This window comes from Pantoea cypripedii (genome assembly GCF_002095535.1).
Classification (GTDB): domain Bacteria; phylum Pseudomonadota; class Gammaproteobacteria; order Enterobacterales; family Enterobacteriaceae; genus Pantoea; species Pantoea cypripedii.
On sequence record NZ_MLJI01000002.1, the window covers coordinates 1,199,692 to 1,219,126 of the forward strand.

Here is a 19,435-nt window from a genome sequence, read left to right on the forward strand (position 1 = left end):
GTCAGAAGAGATCTTCATAAAGATAAATAGTTTTTCATGCAGGCATTCTGCGTGGATAAGTAAGGCCTTCGCCTGCAGCGGCCGCAAGCGTCCGCGCAGCTCAGAATATAAAAGTAGCTCCCGCTGACGCGGGCCCCTGGGTGCAATATTAGTTACAACAAACATTTACGCACAGAAATAACCTGGTTCTGAAGCCCCGCGCCCCTCCCGGACCAGACCTGCGCCACATCTGAAACCCGGTTGCCCCCACTGAACAGCCCCCGCCACCGGCCCAAAGGGCCGGAACTGCAGTGGCTGATAAATGAATGCTGTAACTACATAAAATGAGTCGCTGTCAGCGATTTTGCTTCACGCTCTGGTGAACACGCCCGTAAGCGGCCCTGACGGCCCGCTAACGCGGAGATACGCCCCGGCTGCGGCTCCGCCTTGCCGTGACCACTCCGACGGCGTACAGTGGCTTTCACAGTGCTGAAAGCGGATATGGCTCTGGCAGGGCGAAGGGATGGATTGGCAGAAACTATCAGACCGGTACCGGCTTCGCCGGGTCACGGCGTCCCTTACCGTCAGCAATACATGTTCGTTCTGCTGACGCCTCCATGCGCGTTGCGCATAAAAAAATCAGTACAGGAGATATCCTGATGACAGACTCTCAGAACGAAGACGAACTGATAAAATCCACTTACTGGGAAGCGTGCCGGCTCACCGGTATGGTCTGCCTGAGCAAAGCGGGTAATGGAGAGGAAATCAGTCGCGAAGAGATTAAACGCGATTTGTTGCTGTTGCTCAGAGAACAGGTGAATAAGACAGATGAGGCTGAACCTGCGCTTATTTTTGCTATTGAGCAGTTGATGGAGCCACCGCTATAACTATGAGACAGTAGTGGCGTGTAGACACATTAAAAAGTTCCCGCATGTATGAAATCACAAGACAGAACGAGGTTCCTGCTTTCATGCTCAGTGACAAGAAACCTATTGACTGTCCATCAAATTGAGATGCTTCAACTGATTAAAAGGGGGCATAAAAGCGGACGGCTCTTCATTCGCATACATTGAGGAACTTTTCATGTAAGCAGGAACCTTCAGGCACCAACATTCCTGGTCCTACTTATGGATTCACCCAGGTCAGGATCACGTTTGTTTATAGTGAAGTAAAACTCTCGTTTACCATTAATACGTTTGAAACTTTCCTGATAAGACAGGTAACCGATTTCTTCTAATGTTTTTAGTCCCTTACGAATAATAAACATTTGCTTTTTAGGCTCTGATTTCAGATCAAGTCTTGCCATCAGCCGGTTGGCCGACACAATCTGGACCTCACCAGGTTTATTGGGTAATCCTTCAAGAAAGGTATAAATGGCTTTGGCCACTTCGTTCCTTTTTAAGTTGTTCAATACTTTCAGCTTCAAAATACGTTTGATATCCAACTTGTAAAAGTCAGCTAAGAGAGTGTCATAAGCTAATTTGACAACGTCTGCTTCCGGATCGGCTATGGAGGATCCTATAAGGTGTGTTGTCGCAATTGCATCACCTTCAGGTGTTGGCTTTGAAAAGCGTATAGACGTGGAACTCAGCTTTGATAACGAACGAGCAAGACGTTCTTTGAGGCGTCTATTTACTTGCCGTGAATCTATATCACAGAGCCTGGCTAAATCTGCAAAACTCATTGTAATAACGCCATTTTGTGACGAAAAATGGGTAAAGGCTGATATGACCCCAATCCAGACTTTGAAATCAGTTTCTATATCAAGTTTGGGACCAGTTATAACAGCAGATGAGTACCCTTCTCTCTCAACGATTTCAAGCTGACGAAAGTCGTTGATGGCATCAATCGGAGTACGTGAACCAGCATCCTTGATTTTGCCTTTTTCCACAGCCTGCATGGGTGTAAAAACACTTAATCTCAGTAGTGAAAGAGGCTGTATGCTTTTAGTGGATGTGGAAATTATGTGTTCAACCTGCCCGGTAGACTGGTTCTTTGTTTCAATATGGAGATTTAAGTCACTGTCATAATTAGACATTTTTATAAAATCCACAAAAGTAGGTCATGTGAGTATTGCAAAACTTGTCATACAAGTAGGAACTTTTTTTACATGATAGTAGGAACCTTTTAGCATGAAAGCAAGAACCATTAGCATTTAAGCAGGAACTTTGTGCATGAAAGCAAGAACCTCTAACATGAAACAAAGAACTTTAAGCATGTAAGCAGGAACTTTAATCTATGTAACTAGATGAAATATATAATAAAAAAAGAACTTAGATCCTTTCAGTATCTTTCATAGATCCAAATAAGATCCCTTTAAAGATCCTCATAGGTACTAAATAATTAGATCTATCCTGTGAATAAATTCAATAAAAGGCAATTTGAACAACATTTAGGTGCGTAATTGCAATATGCACGCCCTGCGAAATTGCGCTTCCTCGCCTGTTCGCGGGCCATTGGCCCGGTCACAGGACTGTGGCGAGCACTACAGGGTCAAGATGCATTTCATCACCTACCCTGCTTTCGTTATTACTCCATTAAAATCATGGCTATAAATTCATAAACTGAGAATTACAGGAAGTAGCGGAGACGGCTGAAAAAATCCTGCTTCCTGTTCTGCTGATATAGGGTTCTGAATGACCTGCTCCCCGTTGATTAATTGGCCGTCATACAAATCAACATGTTAATTTGTGAACGTGGTTTTCCGCACGGTTATTCTCCGAACCCGGAGATGCTCAGTCCGGACCGGGCGTGACGACGATTTCAGCTTCGCGCCCGTATATGGGAGGAATGTGACCTCTGAGAGCCAGTACCGCCGCTGTCAGCCAGGTCAGCTTTCGTGGAAACAGTAGTGGAAGATTGGTACGGATGTGGCATGACATCCCTGCTGCTGTAAGTTCTCTTACCAGTCTATTTCGCCAGCGCGGTAAACAAAGCAGGTGTGAACGGATGATAAGGGGATCGGCTCTGGAACATCTCTCCTTCACGACGTATTCTGCAAGGGCATGTATCCATTTTGCTGACTGAGCCGGTTTTAAATCAGCCGTCAGCCTGATGCCAATATAACGCCCGGGTCTGTACGCCCTTGGTGAAAATTTTTTTATCAGAAAATGATCTGCCCTGCCTGTGGAATAAGGCTTTCCTGAACGTGTTGTTCTCTCTGCAAGTACGTGAAACAGAAATACACCTCCGAGTAACAGAGCAAAATACACAGCCAGCGAGGCAACAGCATTCTTCACCGCAGTACCGGCAGGCAGCGTAAATAACTGTGAAATGCTGACAAGTATTATTAATAATACCGGTGTGCTATATAAAATAAAGACATTACGGCGCAGGATGGCCTGACTTATTTTCTCCGTTTTTTCTGAACACAAACAGTCTGATATATCTGGAACTTCAGGATCAGGCAGGTTGTTCAGCGCTTCACACATATCATTATCCTCATTAGCATCATTGTCTTCCATTCGGGCCGGGGCAGATACTGGCGGCATAATATTTTCCGGTTCGGGGGCCTCCACGCTGTTATTTCGTTCAGGAGTGGTGCTGTCATCCCGGACTGACCCGGACATGATCTGCGTATACATGAGGTAATCATCCTGTGACTGCCGGCGATAATCCGGAACGGTTCTGTCATGCCGGAGGTTTTCCTCATAACCACCACGTCGTTCACGGGCCGACTGCGTGAGCGTCTGCTGCACCCACAGCCAGAACGCGCGTCCGGTGTGTGATGGCACGCTGTAACCGGCCTTTTTCATTATCTTACGCGCGATATTTTCCGGCCAGTCACGGATTAATGCAAATGCGCCTTTAATATCCCCGCGGGATGTCATCGTATTCAGTTCGTGAAATGAATTCATATTTTTTCCTCCGCTGTTATTTTTATTATCGGAAATCAGAAAGGAAGCTTTAGTAAAATTATTAAGTGATTTATGGAATAGTCACCTCTGACTGAATAACAGTCGGTGTATTGAAGGGGGTTATTGTGTAATATTAAAATCATGATATTTACTGCGTGGCGCATGATGAAAAAATATATATTCGCATTTATTTTACTGCTGCTGAATCAGCCCGGCGTTTATGCAGAGGTCAGTATCTCAGCCGGGTTTTCTCCCGGCGGGACGGCACAGGCGCGGGTACTGCAGACCATCAACAGCGCACAACTGAGCGCTGATATTGCGGCGTATGAATTCACCAGCTGGCCCGTGGCCGATGCGCTCGCGGCTGCGGCGTACCGGGGCGTGGCCGTGCGGCTGGTCGCCGACGCCGGGGCAAACCGCCAGGCCTGGCTGCCCGCGCATCAGCTCGCCTGTGCCGGCATTCCGGTGCGGCTCAGCAGCCGCTACCGCATTATGCACAACAAATTTATCGTCACCGGAAATAACCTGGTTGAAACCGGCTCTTTTAATTTCACCGCGGCGGCCGCGAACAGGAATGCGGAAAATGTGGTGGTGATAAACGGTGACCGCGAGGTTACTGACGAATATCAGACTGAATTTAACCGGCTGTGGGATGAGTCAGTGCCGCTTCCCTGCGACAGAAAATAACGGACTGCGTCAGGCAGGGATAACCGCATTCCGTGACAGGAGAAATGTTATGGGTAAAAAGACAGCGTACACCGTAAGATTTTCAGGCCTCCGGGGCGTGTCGGAAGCCGGCGCGGATTTTCAGCGGGATCGCGTGGCCGACTGGCAGCGCTGGCTGAGGCACGCGCGGGATAATAAACTTACCACCATTGTGACCTGCCAGTGCCTGCCGCCGGAAGGTGAAGAGGTGAAACGGCGTCTGAAAGTTCATCTGTCGCAGAGCCCGGACCTGTGCTGGCTTTCCTCTTACGCTTTTACGGGGCATGACCACACGCCGGACTGCCGCTTTTATTCCGTCTGGCCCGACGAACGGCAGGCGGCAATATACACCACTGACGTCGTGAAGAAGGATGCTGACGGCGCGTTCGTGATCCGCCTGCCCACCGGGCTGCAGAAGAAAGAAGCCGGGGAGGAAAAAGCAGCGGTTACCGATCGCGGCAAAAAAGAGTGGCTGTTTGTCTCTGTGATGGATGAAAAACGGCTGTTTGCTGTTTCCTTGTTTTTGCCATTCAAACCAGCCATTTGCGGGCACTACGGCGCGACCTCGGTGCCACAGAGGTTTAAACATGCGACCACGCGCGGCCGTCTCGCTGCGCGCGTTAATCAGCGGCTGTTTATCCCACCATTCCGGGCCGTATCCCCAGAAAACCGGGTCGAGATGCAGCTCCCCCTCGCGATCGTTCAGCAGCAGCACCTTCGTGCCGGGCGCGACGTTATACCGCCCTATGGGTTCAGGGTCATACGTGATTTCATCCGGATTCAGGCCAAGTGAGTCAAAATACTCATACCAGCTACTGTACTGCGCAAATCGTCCGCACACAGGCACCTCCTGCTGTAAGGATAGCGGGGTATACTGATGTCAGGAGGATTCAACATGACACAGAATTTAGCTGCACGAAGCCCGGAGGAACGCGCGAAGGTCAACGTGGATCTGGCCGCTTCAGGTGTGGCGTACAAAGAGCGCCTTAATCAGCCCATTATCCCCTCTGATGTTGAAAGGCAACAGCCTGAGGGGCTACGCGATTACTTCAGGGAACGCCTGCAGCATTACCGGAATCTGGCCCTGCAGTTCCCGCGCGGAACCGATCCCCTTTATCAGAAAGAATCGAAGGGCGAATAAACGGGTGTGGGCCTTTTGGGGCAGGTTTGGACTGACACAACCTTCAGAGGATTTTTACTTCTTATGTGATGAAGTAGTCGAACCCAGCATACTGCTGATCGTCCACAGGACGTCGACGAACAGTGCCGCCGTAAAAATGGCGGCCAGACATATCTATCATCTGTTTTTTTTCAATCAATGATGTATTTATTCCATTTTTTTGCAGGCTTCGTTTTATATTAAGAATAATCCCAAAAAAATCGGAAGAACAGACTATGTCGGTTGGAGCACGCTGGTATAAATTTGATTTTCATAATCACACTCCCGCATCTGATGATTACAGAGAGCCTGAGATCAGTGAAAGAGAGTGGCTGCTGGCGTATATGCGCCAGCAGGTTGACGGCGTCATAATCAGCGACCACAACAGCGGTGCATGGATTGACTGCCTTAAAAACGAACTGCAGCAGATGGCCCTGGACGCTCAGACCGGTGATTTGCCAGGTTATCGCCCGCTGACCCTGTTCCCGGGCGTGGAACTCACTGCCACTGGAAACGTACACATACTCGCAGTGCTTCATACTGACTGCACCGGTGCCGATGTGGAAAGGCTTATAGGGCAGTGCAACAATCATTCCCCTTTTCCCCGCGGCGAACCTAATCACCAGCTTGTCCTGCAGGTCGGACCCGCGGGAATAGTCAGCACCATCCGGCGACACCCTGATGCTCTGTGCATTCTTGCGCACATTGATGCAGCCAAAGGCATACTAGGTCTCACCAATCAGGGCGAGCTGGAAGATGCATTCAGTGCCGGCCCCCACGCGGTTGAAATCAGACACCAGCCTGATTCCATTACGAACGGGACACACCAGCGCCTTATCAGGAACCTGCCCTGCCTGCGCGGTTCTGATGCCCATCACCCTGATCACGCCGGTGCACGAACCTGCTGGCTGAAGATGTCTGTTCCTGATTTTGACGGGCTGCGCCACGCCCTGTTAGATCATGAAAACTGCGTTCTGTTTGATGTTCCCCCGCCTGAAGAACCTGCGCTTCAGCTGCGCAGCGTCAGATTCAGAACCCGCCTATGCGCTCCCGTCGATAACGAAACGGCCAGCGTATCATTCAGCCCCTTTTATAATGCCGTCATCGGATCCCGCGGCAGCGGCAAGTCCACTCTTATTGAAAGCATTCGTCTTGCAATGCGCAAAACCACGGGGCTGTCAGCCGAAAGGGATAAAAAACTGACCCTGTTCCGACAGGTCGGACAGGGCATGCAAGCAGACTCGGTTGTTGAGTGCGTATTCCGAAAAGACGGGGCCGATTTTCGGCTGAGCTGGCGGCCAGGCGATGTGCATTCACTGCATACACGCAGGGACGGCGAATGGGTCGAGGACGCTGATTGGGCTACTGACCGCTTCCCTCTGTCTGTCTTCAGCCAGAAGATGCTTTATGAGCTAGCATCTGATAATGGCGCTTTCCTGCGCGTTTGTGATGAAAGCACCATTGTGAACAAGCGTGCCTGGGCTGAGCAGTGGGACCGGCTTGAAAGGGCCTTTAAAAATGAGCAGCTCACACTGCGAGGACATCTGGCTCGCCGGCAGAGCGCTTCCTCCCTTTCCGGTATGCTCGCGGATGCCGAACGAGCGGTCAGTCAGCTAAGTGAAAGCGCCTATTATCCCGTCCGCCAGCGTCTGGCGGTGGCGGAAAGAGAGCTGGCTGCTGCAGACGAGGCGCTGGCGCTTCAGTCTGAAAGGGTCGCCGCGCTGGAGGCGCTGATAAAAGGAGCTCCGGCGGCGGAGGAACTTTCGGAATCCTCCGCCTGCCTGTCTGAATTTTTACTGCGTCTTTCAACCCTTCAGCAGAGCTTCGATCGCGATGCGGGTAACCTGCTGGCAGCCAGCACCTGTGCGCTGGATGAGCTAAGAGCGGGGCCGCTTTTCTCTGCGCTCAGAGTTGCCGCGGACACTGAGCGGGATAACGTCGAACGTGAGGCCACCGCTTTGCGGGCGCAGGGGCTTAACCCGGATACCCTGAACGATCTGATGGAGAAGTGCGAGCGATATCGCAGCGATATGAAGGAATATGAGGGACTGGAAAATGCGGTGGCTGCATCACAAGAACGGGTCCGGCTTCTGCGTAGCGAGATGCGCGCGCACCGCATGGTGCTCACGGAAAAGCGTCGGGAGTTTCTGGCTTCGCTTCATCTTCAGGACTTGGAGATCAAAATCCTGCCGCTCTGCGCACCGCCTGAAGATGTGCTGACTGATTACCAGAACGTAACCGGCATCACCAACTTCGCGGATCGTATTTATGACGATGAATCCAGGAGCGGACTGCTTCACTCTTTTATCAGCAACCGTCCGTTTAACCCGGCTCTCGCTGTAACGGAAGCCAAATATACCCAGCTCGATCAAATCAGGGAACTTCATGAGGCCTTAAAGCGTGACGATCCTGAAGCCGGGCGGGAATTACACGGGGCTTTCAGAAACAGACTTAAGGGTCTGCAGGATGAGACCTTGGATACTCTGATGTGCTGGTATCCCGATGACGGGATACACATACGCTATCGTGCGCCCGGCGGGAGCATGGAGGATATCACTTCAGCTTCTCCCGGGCAGAAAGGCGCAAGCATGCTGCAGTTCCTGCTGTCCTACGGCACCGATCCTCTGCTACTCGACCAACCTGAGGATGACCTGGATTGCCTGATGCTGAGTCAGAGTGTTATTCCCGCGATCGCCGCTAACAAGAAACGTCGACAGCTGATTATCGTGTCCCACTCTGCGCCGATTGTGGTAAATGGCGACGCGGAATATGTTATCAGCATGAAACATGATCGGGCCGGACTGCGTCCCGACCTCTGTGGTGCCCTCCAGGAGAAGGAAGTAAAGGCGATGATCTGCCGTCAGATGGAAGGTGGAGAAAAGGCATTCCGCTCGCGGTTCGAGCGAATTCTTAACTGACAGTCAGTGCTGGCTATGGCATCGCCTTCACTGAGTGCAGGATACAGATATCTCTCAGGTATCATACGAATAAAAATACAAAAGCACAGGGGGGCAGCTTGAGCGTTTTTTATATGGACGAGAGTGGATTCACCGGCGGTGACCTGCTGAATAAGACTCAGCCTTTTCAGTGTGCTTCTGCGCTGAGCATAAGCCCGGATGATGCGCGTCACCTTATTCGTCAGCATTTCCCTAAGCTTAAGGCACCTGAGCTTAAGTTCAGCTCACTGATCAAGCGCGATACGAATCTGAAGCCCCTTTATGAACTGCAGCGGGATATCCTGACAAACTTTCCCTGCGTCAGCTGCGTAGCGGACAAAAAGTTTATTCTGATCCTGCTATTCGTGACGCATGCCGTTGAGCCCTGGCATCACGCCCGTGGCTATGATTTGCTCAGCAGCGGCAGGCACTTTCTGCTTGCTTCGTGGGCTTACTTTGCCGGTCCTGCCCTGCTCGGGAATGATTTTGAGCGTATCCTGCGCCACTTCCAGCACGCAATGAAGATGAAAACCCTGGCTGCTGTTCAGGAGCTTATTACCGCTGTACGCTCGGTAAACTGGTTTGTTATGGAGGATTTTCTGGGACCGCTCGCGGCAGAAGATTCTGCATGCGTTGGCGAGATAATGGATGCTCATACCTCCACAGATGCGGCTTTCATCATACTGAACGCGCTGATTTCCCGAACCGAACTAATGGCCGCCGGTGCCTACTGTATTGAACACGACCGTTCTAAAAATTTGCTGCAATACCATGACTATCTCTTAAGGTTCATCCGATACGAGCAGCCGGCAGAGTTCAGGTTGTCTGAGCTGGCCTCAATCAGCTATCCACTGAAGCTCAGTGATGTAAGCCAGGTAGATTCTCTTGACAGCCCGGGTGTACAGCTCTGTGACGTACTGGCCGGCGGATGCCTGCGCGCACTTCGCGACCTGATCCGTGACGGCAGGCCTGGCTTTTATTCACCGGTAAAGCTGTATGAGGACCGCCACTTAATTCACTTCCTGCCGTCGGAAAACCTTGAGCAGGAAAGGGCATTTCGGCAGGGCGGGCAGAACGCAGCCTACGTTGATTTTGTCGGCAGAATGCTCGGCGTCTGAGTAACTGCACGTTTCTTCCAGCGCTGCGGTTGCTCAGGACCCAGCCAGGCTCTCTCAGGAAGCCGTTAAACAGGATGCCACGCGGCGGGAATGTCGGCTCCCGCCACGATAAGCTCGGAGCCATCCTCATGTATGAGCCGGGTATACCCGGAACTCAGAAGAGCCTGACAGATTACGTCTGCCGGGTTGTCGTCCGGGATTACCACGGTCTGGCTGATTCTGGCAGGATTACAGTAAGCGTTCAGTCCGTCAATTGAGCACAGGGCTCGAAAGCGCCTTTCTGCGCCATGACTGAGGAAATTCTTCAGCCTGTCAGGACTAATCCAGCCAATAACCGCCAGGATATCATCGTAATGCTTGTTCAGCAGGTTACAGCTGGCCGCGGCGCCGTATACCGGACGTTTCGGGTCCGGTCTACCAGTAACAGGATCGTCTTTACTGAACTTCCAGACGGCTTCATGATGCGATACACGGTTCCTGAGATCCTTTATCCTGAATATCACCTTTTTGACATCTTCTCTGCCGAATCCTGCAGGCGCATGAGGAAAAACGTCTGCAAACAATCCCGGCCACAGCAGGCGGTTACTGCTTTGATCTTCATATTTATCCGTCAGAAGCGTCGTCCAGAATCCGAACGTCAGCCCGGCAATGATACGTTCTGTCGTCACCGCCTTGCCGTCAGTACGGATCTGGTTTTTAGCCTGCTCAACCTGCGTTTCTTCTGTGAGCTTCCGGTTAATAATGCGGCGGCCGTACTTGTTAAGCAGGTACCCCTGCACGTCCTGCCTGTCGTGGGGAGATCTGGCTAATTTGAACCTGTCCGCCGCCGGGACCAGTGTGTGCCCCATGTATTCGGTCAGGCTCGTTACCCAACGGCTGTCCGCGTGCCATAGCCCAGCGGCTCCGCTCGGGGGAGCGGTACGTATCGCGAGATCAATGGCGTTACGCAGCGTCACTTCCATGCACTGCAGCGCGGGCATGATCGCGGCGGCCAGGTGTTTATTCCAGTGATAGGCCGCCATGGCCTGCGTTTTTTTACCTTGAGGTGTTTAACGTAAATCTCCAGACGCTTGGCGTTAATAAAGTCATCAATCTGCGCCATCTTTATTCCTTAATTTCCCGGACAATCATGCACCGTATTGACGATGATGCCGGGTTATGGCCTAATAGTCCCATCAAGGCGGAGTCGCCTCTCCGGAGGTCTCACGCGACAGAAGTAGTTTGGATTAGCCACCTTTACGGTGGCTTTTCTCGTTTCAGAGCCTCATCCTCAGTAAACCGGTCGCTCAGTCGGAGGAAGGCGCTGCGCCTCGCGGATCTGATCCACCATGTCCAGGAAGTCTTCCTCTTTCTGCAGGAAGAACAGTGCGCGGTGCACCTGCAGCAGGGTGCGCAGGTCGCGTCTGGCCGCTTCGGCAAACAGCGCAAACGCCAGCGAGCTTCCGTTAGGAATGTGCGTGACGTCAACGAGCTGTCTCGCGCGGATCTCCAGCAGGGGCACGCCGTCGCGCATGATTCGCTGAAGGTCCCCTTCCTTATGGATCCCCAGCAGGCGGCACCAGGCGCGGTTCTCGGCCAGCGTCTGCGCGGCGTCAAACCAGTAGTCCGCCAGACGGGCGTTCATCATTTTTGCCACGTCCCGGTCCATCAGCGCGACCAGCCCGTTAGAGCGCATGAAGTTGCCGATCAGGTCACCAAACGAGGCGGCCAGAAACTCCCGCAGAAAATCCCCCTTCGACTTGCCTGCCGCACTTGCCTGTTCGGCAATTTCAATATCAATGCCAAGCGGTACGTTCCGTACCGTAAGCGTACGGGTAAAGCCTTTTTCGTCATTTTCGCTATTTTCGTTCATATGCGTCTAACCTTGGCCATTAAATATCTACATCCCCAGTAAATAGGCAAGTCAACCTAAAATAATACATGTCGCAATAAATATCACAAAAAATACATTTAGTGATGTTATTGATATTTTTTAACCAATTGTCAGTATCTGTTTGTCACATCTCCGGTCGGATCCGGAAAAAGGCAGAACCGGATCTTCTGTCCTGCACTTTGTAAGTCACCGCATGACATTAGATTTCCTATAAAGGGGTTTGACGGTCAATCGTGTAAAAAACCACGTTAAGGAGATAATTCATTATTTAAATTGAAATTTAATGGTCTCAATTCTCCCTGCGTATTCCGTTGAAAATGAACACTCATTCTGGCCCGTGAACGCGAATTCTGGTGGAGAGAATACAGCAGGCTAATAATAACCAGTTGGAGCGATTTTTTACTGGAACCACAGCTTCTCTCCAATATTCATCAGTAGCACTGTAACGTCAGGAGTGAGGCGGAGCGCAGCGCAGTGAGCACCGAACACTCATGACGTTACAGTGGAATCCCATTGCATCAGAGCTGAGGAAATTTGTTGGTGTATTAGCATCCAGAATCTACGTTCATACCGCCAGAATCTGTGTTTTCTCCAGACCAGAATCGACGTTCACGCGAGACCGGAATACACACTCCCTTCAGAATATCCTCCGGCAGCGTGAACGCATAATGCCCCAGCATATTGATGTGCCCGTGCATCAGCGGTGACAGGCGGGCAATATGTTCATCCTCTGGCGTTTCGCCCATAATCCTGAGATGTGAAAGCGCTCCCTGCATGTAAAGCGTGTTCCAGAGCACTACCGCATTCGTAACCAGGCCCAGCGCACCAGGCATCATTTAAGGCTGTATCGGAGAAAACAGGTATATCGAGGCCGACATATTTCCAGCTGAAAAGACAGTTTACAGCTGATAATAACGGGGTATTATCGATGAAGTAATATACAGGGAGAACAGAATGGACGCGGTATTACTTGATATGATGCGCTCAGGCGGAAGAAATAAATCCTGGGCTGAAACAATGGTTAACCTTGAAGCCAGAAAACTGGTTGATACTGCCAACAGACTTTCCGCCTTTCACCTTCAGGATGGTCTGACCCGGATTAATTTTGTTCAGGAAATAAAAAAGGTTGTAGAGCAGCAATTTGCCGCTGCCCGGCGCGCGAAATCGGATGAAGAGTGCATAGCATGCATCAAAAATCTGAGGGTAGAGACCGAAAACCTCGAAGAACAGGGCCGGATGTTACGTATGAAGACAGCAAAACTTTACGCCAAAGTGGAGTTCGTCCGGGAAAATAACAAAATTGTCGGGTATGTGATTTCTGCTGTGAACGTAGTGCTTTCGGGAGCAGAGATAGCTTTAGGAACAACGCTACTTGCCAGCGCTAATCCATTAGGTGTGCTGGCTGGAGCAATACTCGTTGTGGATGGATTCAATGGACTAAGCAAAGAATTTAGCCATCAGGTACTTCATGATTCTACATCAGAAGGGTTTGCTGCTAATGCAGCTATGTCTACGGCTGAATTCATGGGGTTTAGTTCTAAAAGTGGATTAGGCGTGTATAAATCAATCTCACTTATTGCTAATGCTTACAGCATTTTTGGTTTAATAAGGAAGCCTGGAACATGGAGACTATTTCGCTATATACCAGTCGATTATTACAGAAAAGTCAGTACGTTAAGTCGACCAAAACTAACTATGAAGATAGTTGGATACGGCGTACAGGCTAAAATTATTTTTGATCTGATGACAATTACTGATCGCCCTCAATCCTAGAAGCATATTGTTTATACCGCCAGGCTTTGAATGCGAGTTTGGCGGGCGTCAAATACCAGATAAAAGGTAATCCTACAATCAACGAAAAAGCCAGAGAGAGAGTGTTATTTTTTGTCGATAACACAGATGTAAAAATCAGGATTACGAAAGCAACAATAGTTATCCACTTAGCTACATTAAATCGTTTTGCTAAATCCTGAATCACTTCATCAAGAGTTCCCCCGAAATTTTCCACATTGCTTTTAATTTTCTGGAGATCTGTATGACTGAAGCCTGACTCTAGGAGTGTTTCTTCGCTCACTTTCATGGATTTGTATCCTTAAAATTCAACTGAACATCACAGGTCAGTTTACCCGAAATCAGGTGATAAATCGCCACATACAAATCCAAGACTGGCATTAATTATTTTCTTTTAAAAACATAATATTATGTCGTTAACGTGGTTTTTTACACGATTGACCGTCAAACCCCGTTCTGGGATGTGGCAGATAAAACAGAGATGCCGGTGCTTCCGTCCCGTTCTGCAAAACAGTAACTAAATCAGGTCAGTCAGGTGGATGCCGTGAGTACAGATTCAGAGATTAATAAAAGCTGTAAAACAGAGAGTTACGACTGGAATAGCCCATTAGTCGGGGCATGCCGTGACTTTGTCAAATTCAAGGATGACATGGACATGGCGAACCGGGTGTCTTATCTGCATCCGGCAATCATCAGGAAACTCCGGTGGCTTACAGGCCTTTATGAACCCGCGGACGCGGGAAGGAAATCCAGACGTTCTGCTACGGCGAGCTCACCTACCGATTTCGCTCACGTTGCGCTACCGTTTCTCTGCACCATAAGCTCTGAGATACGAGACTATGAAAAATGCCTCATTCATCCTCAGCTTGTGATCTCCGGAACGTATAACACTTACAACCGCGGTATCGAAGGCGGCTTTCATAATAATTCACCCGAAGAGGTCATGGACTGGTCAGATAACTGTGTAATGAGTGGCGATAGCGTCAGCGATCAACAGTATTACCGACCTGAGGGGATTCCCCTCTACGTGGCTTTAGAAGGAAAAAACAGGGTAGAACTCTTCAAACGCCACAGGAGCAGAATGCTTGCCTGGGTAGCCCCTAAATCTACAGTCCCTTTTGAGATGCTGCAGATAATCCGCCTGAAACCATTTAACGTCTGGGCGGTCAGTCATGGCAGCAAAGTTTGTATTCTTCCATTTAGCAAGTACGCTCTGCCCATTTACAGGGCTCTCAACGTCGTTGAGGGGAATCCCCGATGGGATTTTTTTCGTTAAAAAAATTACGGCGTGCACGTATACAAGCATGCCGTTTTCAAATGACCAGATGATTTATTGGACAAAAATTACATAACGTATGAAATCGCCCCGTCGGGCGTCATACCCCCTATGCAGCTATGGAGTCAGACAACGAACGTGCCTCTCTGGTTGTCCACCGTGCTTCAATTCCTTTGGCATTCAGGGATCCTGCAATACGCTCTGCCTGCTCACGACTGGCCACGGGGAAGCTGACGGGATGCGATTCAAACCAGACCATCACAGAATGAGTCATATACAGTGAGCTATAAAGTGGACGCGGCTCGATTACAGAAAGTATCGCACTACGGTCGTTCAATTCCGGTACAGCGCAGAAGATGTTGGAAAGGTAATCATCCAGGCATTCAATAAAGTCAGGACGCACTGATAACAGTTCAGGGTTGTCTTCGGAACTATTCCACTGTTTCGCCTTTCGTCTCAGGCTGTCCAGAAGTGACAACGATTTATAAGGTAACTTTTCCCCGGTATTTTGACCCCGAATCGCTGACTCCAGCTGGCTAATCCTGGAAGACTGCTGACTGATTTTCCGCATCATATAAATGCAGAGGAGCAATATGGCCAAAAGCACACTGCCCAGTAAAATAGTCATTTCCGTATCCTCTCGGCTACACAACCTGATTAATGTTTAACTACTGACCTGACTTTTCTGACTTGTATATCGACCAGATTCGTTTTACCTGACTGATACTGCAGCCTGCCAGGATGGCAGTCCGATCTATAGTCATACCGGATTCACGAAGGGCAATAATGCGTTCATGCGTTTTATTGTCTGGCTTTCTGCCCTTGTACTTACCCGAAGCCTTTGCCAGCTCAACGCCCTGTCGCTGCCTTTCCCTTCGGGTCTCGTAGTCGTCACGCGCCGTCTGCAGGGCGACCTTAAGCAGCATGTCCTGAACTGACTCAAGCACGATTCTGGCCACGCCATCCTGTTTGATGGTCAGCTCAGACAGATCGACTATACCGGGGATGGCCAGCTTTGCCCCTTTAGCCTTTATCGAGCCGATCAGCTGCTCGGCCTCCGCGAGTGGTAAACGACTTATTCGGTCAATCTTCTCAGCGACGACTACTTCGTCGGGCTGCAGGTCGGCAATCATGCGCTGAAGCTCTGGCCGGTCTGCTCTGGCTCCTGATGCCTTCTCTTTGTAAACACCGGCGACATAAAAACCCCTGCCCTTTGCATCTTCAATGATGCTGTTCTGTCGCGTCAGTTCCTGCTCGTCAGTACTGACACGGAGGTATATCCGTGCAATCTGCATTAGTCATCGTTCCCATTCTCTTAACGAACCCGATTCCTGAAGGCACCACAGTACCCGGGGAATTTTCATTTACATCAACTAAGAGAGTTAAATTCACTGTACGTCGTCCCCTGGATATTTATGTCATTGCGTACCCTGATTTCAACGTGAGTTTCCGGGCTGAGGAACGCTATTTTCTCAGCGTGTTTAATCTCAGTCGTGCAGATGCGCAACCAATCAGGCTCCCCTGAAAACAGAACGCCATACAGCATCAGGTTAACGTCACTGACGGTGGCCACATGAACAACGCGTTCCACCCTTCCCGAAAAAGTTTTCATTCTTGTTCCCGACATTAATCACCCCCCTTGTTATCAAGCCTGATAGCGGTCATTTTGAGTATACTTAATTTGACCCGTGTGATTTAACAGGACAATAATAACAGGTTGCAGTTTAAATTGGCTATCTATCAATTGACTACTCTAATTGACCATTTTGATTGAATTTTAGGCATTCCGGGTGATTTAAATTAGTTTGCATCATAATAATTACTTTATGAGTATTAACATTAGTTTTTGTATCATTTGTAATTGTACCGATATTGATTATTTTCTTGTTGAGATGTTTTTCATTGTCTCGCTGTCAAATAAAGCAATAGGCATGTAAGCTGGCTATGTGCGCCATAAGGTTGCATTGGGCGACAATTTGTCGCATAATGTTATCTGTAGTGCGTCATACACTGACGTATCGATTGAAACCACCCCAATACCTATAGGCAAGGGTGACTACATCAAGAGGTTTAAAATGGCAACAAGCATCCGCTTAGACGATGATTTTGTTGAAGAAGTGAAAACTCATGCAGACGCAATGAGCCGTAGCGTGCCCAAGCAGATTGAGCACTGGGCTAAGATTGGGCGCATTGCTGAAGATAACCCCGATCTGCCGTTTTCCTTCATCAACGAAATCCTGCTGGCGAAATCAGAAATGGACAACGGGAGAATGAAGAAATATGTGCGCAGAAAAGACAGAGAAGGAAATTGAGGTTTACCAGTCAAGTCGCTTTGAGAAAGCCTTTAACCGGCTGACCGAGCAGGATCAGGACAGCGTTGACGGAGAGATCGACCGCATCATCGCAAACCCGGAGATAGGCGAACGCAAGAAAGGTGATCTCAGCTATCTGTGGGTGCATAAGTTTTACATGGGGAAGCAGCGATACCTGCTTGGCTACGCCTGGCAGGAGCAAAAGCTGGAAATCTACCTCCTAAGCTTGGGCACGCATGAGAATTACTACGATGAGCAGAAGAGGCACCGCAAAGCAGACTTGAAACTAATCGGTTAAAGCCGAGTAAGCAAATTTACCGCTTTGAGCAGCGAGTTATCTTATGATTCCCTCCTCAATGAGGGAACCAGTCAAATATTTCTATTCCCATTATCATCCATGAAACCTCAACGTCGCCTTATCAGGTGGCTGATGAGTGGCCAGTCTGGGTAACCGCTCAACCCAACCCAACCCAACCCCTATAATCACGGGGACTGTTAGTCCTCTACCCCACTCTCATCGTGTAAGGATGACCATCAAGCATCTTGATTTCTTGTGTTTAAGTATATGTTTTTAATGTATTTATAATGAAATTTGTTTTTATTTGTATACTCATTTGTATATACAAAATGAGTTTTTTTGCATATACCTTTGTATATACATTGACAGGTACGTTGATTTAGATAATATGCATATACTTTTGTATATACATAGGGTGCTAAATGAAAAAGCCATACATAATTTCCTTTGCTAATAGCAAAGGGGGAGTTGCCAAGACGACTGGATGTATAGCTGTTGGTTGTGCTTTCGCAGCTATGGGTTTTAAAACCTTACTTGTAGACTTGGACCATCAAGGCAATCTTAGTGACGATGTTGGGAGGGGCGAAGAAGACTATACGGTAACTGATCTGTTTGAAGACCCTAAATTTGATATCAACAAAATAGTTTACACAGCTCGCGATATAGATACCGAAATACCAAACCTTTATGTAATCCCAGCGGACATAACACTTGCTGTAGAGGCCAGAAGCGCAGAACGTTTTCGCCACAGGCTGAATATTCTCGAAGAAGGCCTCAAACGACTTAAAACTGATTTCGATTTTATTCTCATTGATTTACGTCCAGCCATAGATCTGAGCATTGAAAATGCGTTGCTTATCACTGACTTCATCGTTGTGCCGGTAGACATGGACAGAAGGGCGGTGAAGGGGATTGATGACCTTTTCCAGGTTGTTCGGGAAATCAAAAGAAATGAGAATTTTGTATATACACTTGTAAAGACAAAAGTGAATGTCTCCCACTCAAAAATGTTAAGAGCAATAGATGGTTATATTACTGAAGGCAAATATAATCTGGCTAAGACTGAGATCCGATACAGTGAATTGTACAAGCAAGCCACTGAGCAACATAGGCCGGTTATGACGTTTGCTAAAAATGAAAGACCCTATCGGGACTACAAAGCATTCGCTCAGGAGCTGCTAAGTATCATCAAAGGGGATGACGATGGCAAGAAGTGACAGGGTAGCAAAAGGGGTTACCCGCGTTATTGAAAAAAGAAATATAACGACTGGCCGTCAAATGAACCTTCGGTTAACCGGTTTAGATGATGACGCCCTATCCTTACTAGTAGAAAGAGTACAGGAGCATCTTCCTCTGAAAAACATTTCGAGATCTCGTGTTCTTCGTGCTGCTTGTCATATGGACGATGACAAATGGATTGCAAAGTTGGCGCAACTGGTTATTGAAAACACATGATTGTATATATAAATGTATATACAAAACGGAGTGTTGATTATACGCATAAGATTAATGTGGGATAATGAATAGTTTAATGTATATGCTTTTGTATATACATTAAATAAAGTGAATTATCTCCTTTTTATCATCAAATTACGTTTGATGAGGTGATTTTTCATCAAAGAATAAGGTGGCTATGAAAAGGTTTCTATATCTTGTATCGGGATATCTCGGAATTATAAAGCTCACCGGCAAAGATAGAAAAAGTGCTGCTGAATGGGGCTTTCTCCTGAGTGCCCTGTTCATTGTGCCGCTCTTTTTCTTGCCGCACGCCAGCGAGCTGATCAAAATTGGCCTTCAGCTGCTGTGGGGGGCCTGCGTTTCGCGCGCGGCATTCTTGGCCAACGACAGCTGGAAGAAAAACAAATCCCGCTGAGCGGTGGCAGCAGGATGGAGAGTCAATATGTTAATGCATGAACTGTATAGCCGGTTCCGCGGGCAGGGAAGGGGGCTGACCATCACCCAGTCTGCAGATATGTTTAAAGGCAACGTTCGCAGGTGCCGTCCCGCGTTTGATGAGTGGGCCCGGAAGCTGCATCCCGGCGACAGACTGCCCCGGGGGCGTTACTTCCGGGACAAAAAACCGGGGCTTCCTCTTTTAATTATGGATGAATTCTGGCTTTTCCACCGGTGA

Annotated in this window: 20 protein-coding genes and 2 pseudogenes; 12 read left to right on the forward strand and 10 right to left on the reverse strand. The window is 48.9% G+C overall.

Annotated features, from left to right (window positions below; all coding sequences use genetic code 11):
* Window positions 1-638: 638 nt before the first annotated feature.
* Entirely contained in the window at window positions 639-866 is a 228-nt protein-coding gene (locus HA50_RS26835) for a hypothetical protein (RefSeq protein WP_084880270.1), read from the forward strand.
* 212 nt (window positions 867-1,078) lie between these two features.
* Here HA50_RS26835 and HA50_RS26840 read toward each other — a convergent pair whose 3' ends face one another.
* The gene (locus HA50_RS26840) at window positions 1,079-2,017 is read right to left on the reverse strand and encodes a RepB family plasmid replication initiator protein (protein ID WP_084879824.1); all 939 of its coding nucleotides are present in this window, start codon (window positions 2,015-2,017) and stop codon (window positions 1,079-1,081) included.
* A gap of 697 nt (window positions 2,018-2,714) precedes the next feature.
* Window positions 2,715-3,836, reverse strand: a complete 1,122-nt coding sequence (locus HA50_RS26845) for a hypothetical protein (RefSeq protein ID WP_084879825.1) — start codon at window positions 3,834-3,836, stop codon at window positions 2,715-2,717.
* Between the two features lie 162 nt (window positions 3,837-3,998).
* Between HA50_RS26845 and HA50_RS26850 the strand changes: the two genes are divergently transcribed.
* Window positions 3,999-4,523, forward strand: a complete 525-nt coding sequence (locus tag HA50_RS26850) for a phospholipase D-like domain-containing protein (protein WP_084880273.1) — start codon at window positions 3,999-4,001, stop codon at window positions 4,521-4,523.
* Between the two features lie 454 nt (window positions 4,524-4,977).
* Here the strand turns inward: HA50_RS26850 and HA50_RS31860 are convergent.
* A pseudogene (locus HA50_RS31860) lies at window positions 4,978-5,382 on the reverse strand (SOS response-associated peptidase family protein); the annotation flags it as partial.
* A 54-nt stretch (window positions 5,383-5,436) separates the two neighbouring features.
* Here HA50_RS31860 and HA50_RS26860 point away from each other — a divergent pair.
* From HA50_RS26860 to HA50_RS26870, 3 genes are all read left to right on the forward strand, one after another.
* On the forward strand, window positions 5,437-5,682 hold the full coding sequence (locus HA50_RS26860; RefSeq protein ID WP_084879827.1) for a DNA polymerase III subunit theta: 246 nt from the start codon (window positions 5,437-5,439) through the stop codon (window positions 5,680-5,682).
* Window positions 5,683-5,936: 254 nt separating this feature from the next.
* On the forward strand, window positions 5,937-8,618 hold the full coding sequence (ppl, locus tag HA50_RS26865) for an anti-phage protein Ppl (RefSeq protein WP_084879828.1): 2,682 nt from the start codon (window positions 5,937-5,939) through the stop codon (window positions 8,616-8,618).
* A 98-nt stretch (window positions 8,619-8,716) separates the two neighbouring features.
* Entirely contained in the window at window positions 8,717-9,754 is a 1,038-nt protein-coding gene (locus HA50_RS26870) for a DUF3800 domain-containing protein (RefSeq protein ID WP_084879829.1), read from the forward strand.
* 65 nt (window positions 9,755-9,819) lie between these two features.
* Here HA50_RS26870 and HA50_RS26875 read toward each other — a convergent pair whose 3' ends face one another.
* The 3 genes and pseudogenes from HA50_RS26875 to HA50_RS26885 form a co-directional block, all read right to left on the reverse strand.
* Entirely contained in the window at window positions 9,820-10,776 is a 957-nt protein-coding gene (locus HA50_RS26875) for an Abi family protein (protein WP_139811047.1), read from the reverse strand.
* Window positions 10,777-11,024: 248 nt separating this feature from the next.
* Entirely contained in the window at window positions 11,025-11,606 is a 582-nt protein-coding gene (locus HA50_RS26880) for a hypothetical protein (protein WP_084879830.1), read from the reverse strand.
* 566 nt (window positions 11,607-12,172) lie between these two features.
* Window positions 12,173-12,454, reverse strand: a pseudogene (locus tag HA50_RS26885) (Tn3 family transposase); the annotation flags it as partial.
* 127 nt (window positions 12,455-12,581) lie between these two features.
* Between HA50_RS26885 and HA50_RS26890 the strand changes: the two are divergent.
* Window positions 12,582-13,400, forward strand: a complete 819-nt coding sequence (locus HA50_RS26890) for a DUF4225 domain-containing protein (protein WP_084879831.1) — start codon at window positions 12,582-12,584, stop codon at window positions 13,398-13,400.
* On the opposite strand, the gene HA50_RS26895 is transcribed toward HA50_RS26890, so the two are convergent.
* Complete coding sequence (locus HA50_RS26895; RefSeq protein ID WP_084879832.1) at window positions 13,378-13,707, reverse strand: hypothetical protein; 330 nt, start codon at window positions 13,705-13,707, stop codon at window positions 13,378-13,380. The genes HA50_RS26890 and HA50_RS26895 overlap by 23 nt on opposite strands.
* 255 nt (window positions 13,708-13,962) lie before the next feature.
* On the opposite strand from HA50_RS26895, the gene HA50_RS26900 reads away from it, so the two are divergent.
* Window positions 13,963-14,694 (forward strand): hypothetical protein, encoded by a 732-nt coding sequence (locus HA50_RS26900; RefSeq protein WP_244193687.1) that lies wholly within the window; start codon window positions 13,963-13,965, stop codon window positions 14,692-14,694.
* A 109-nt stretch (window positions 14,695-14,803) separates the two neighbouring features.
* Here the strand turns inward: HA50_RS26900 and HA50_RS26905 are convergent, their stop codons facing one another.
* The 3 genes from HA50_RS26905 to HA50_RS26915 all read right to left on the reverse strand — a co-directional run bounded on the left by HA50_RS26905 (window position 14,804) and on the right by HA50_RS26915 (window position 16,306).
* Window positions 14,804-15,322 (reverse strand): hypothetical protein, encoded by a 519-nt coding sequence (locus HA50_RS26905; RefSeq protein ID WP_084879833.1) that lies wholly within the window; start codon window positions 15,320-15,322, stop codon window positions 14,804-14,806.
* A gap of 40 nt (window positions 15,323-15,362) precedes the next feature.
* Window positions 15,363-15,989, reverse strand: coding sequence for a recombinase family protein (locus HA50_RS26910; protein WP_084879834.1), 627 nt, complete (start codon window positions 15,987-15,989; stop codon window positions 15,363-15,365).
* Between the two features lie 74 nt (window positions 15,990-16,063).
* Window positions 16,064-16,306 (reverse strand): hypothetical protein, encoded by a 243-nt coding sequence (locus HA50_RS26915; RefSeq protein ID WP_139811048.1) that lies wholly within the window; start codon window positions 16,304-16,306, stop codon window positions 16,064-16,066.
* Between the two features lie 463 nt (window positions 16,307-16,769).
* On the opposite strand from HA50_RS26915, the gene HA50_RS26920 reads away from it, so the two are divergent.
* From HA50_RS26920 to HA50_RS26940, 5 genes are all read left to right on the forward strand, one after another.
* On the forward strand, window positions 16,770-17,006 hold the full coding sequence (locus HA50_RS26920) for a ParD-like family protein (protein ID WP_084879836.1): 237 nt from the start codon (window positions 16,770-16,772) through the stop codon (window positions 17,004-17,006).
* A complete protein-coding gene (locus HA50_RS26925) occupies window positions 16,975-17,304 on the forward strand; it encodes a type II toxin-antitoxin system RelE/ParE family toxin (RefSeq protein WP_084879837.1) in 330 nt (109 codons plus the stop codon). Before HA50_RS26920 ends, HA50_RS26925 begins: the two co-directional genes overlap by 32 nt.
* 422 nt (window positions 17,305-17,726) lie before the next feature.
* Window positions 17,727-18,521 (forward strand): ParA family protein, encoded by a 795-nt coding sequence (locus HA50_RS26930; protein WP_084879838.1) that lies wholly within the window; start codon window positions 17,727-17,729, stop codon window positions 18,519-18,521.
* Entirely contained in the window at window positions 18,508-18,759 is a 252-nt protein-coding gene (locus tag HA50_RS26935; RefSeq protein ID WP_084879839.1) for a hypothetical protein, read from the forward strand. The genes HA50_RS26930 and HA50_RS26935 overlap by 14 nt, the downstream gene beginning before the upstream one ends.
* 178 nt (window positions 18,760-18,937) lie before the next feature.
* Complete coding sequence (locus HA50_RS26940) at window positions 18,938-19,177, forward strand: hypothetical protein (RefSeq protein WP_084879840.1); 240 nt, start codon at window positions 18,938-18,940, stop codon at window positions 19,175-19,177.
* Window positions 19,178-19,435 lie beyond the last annotated feature (258 nt).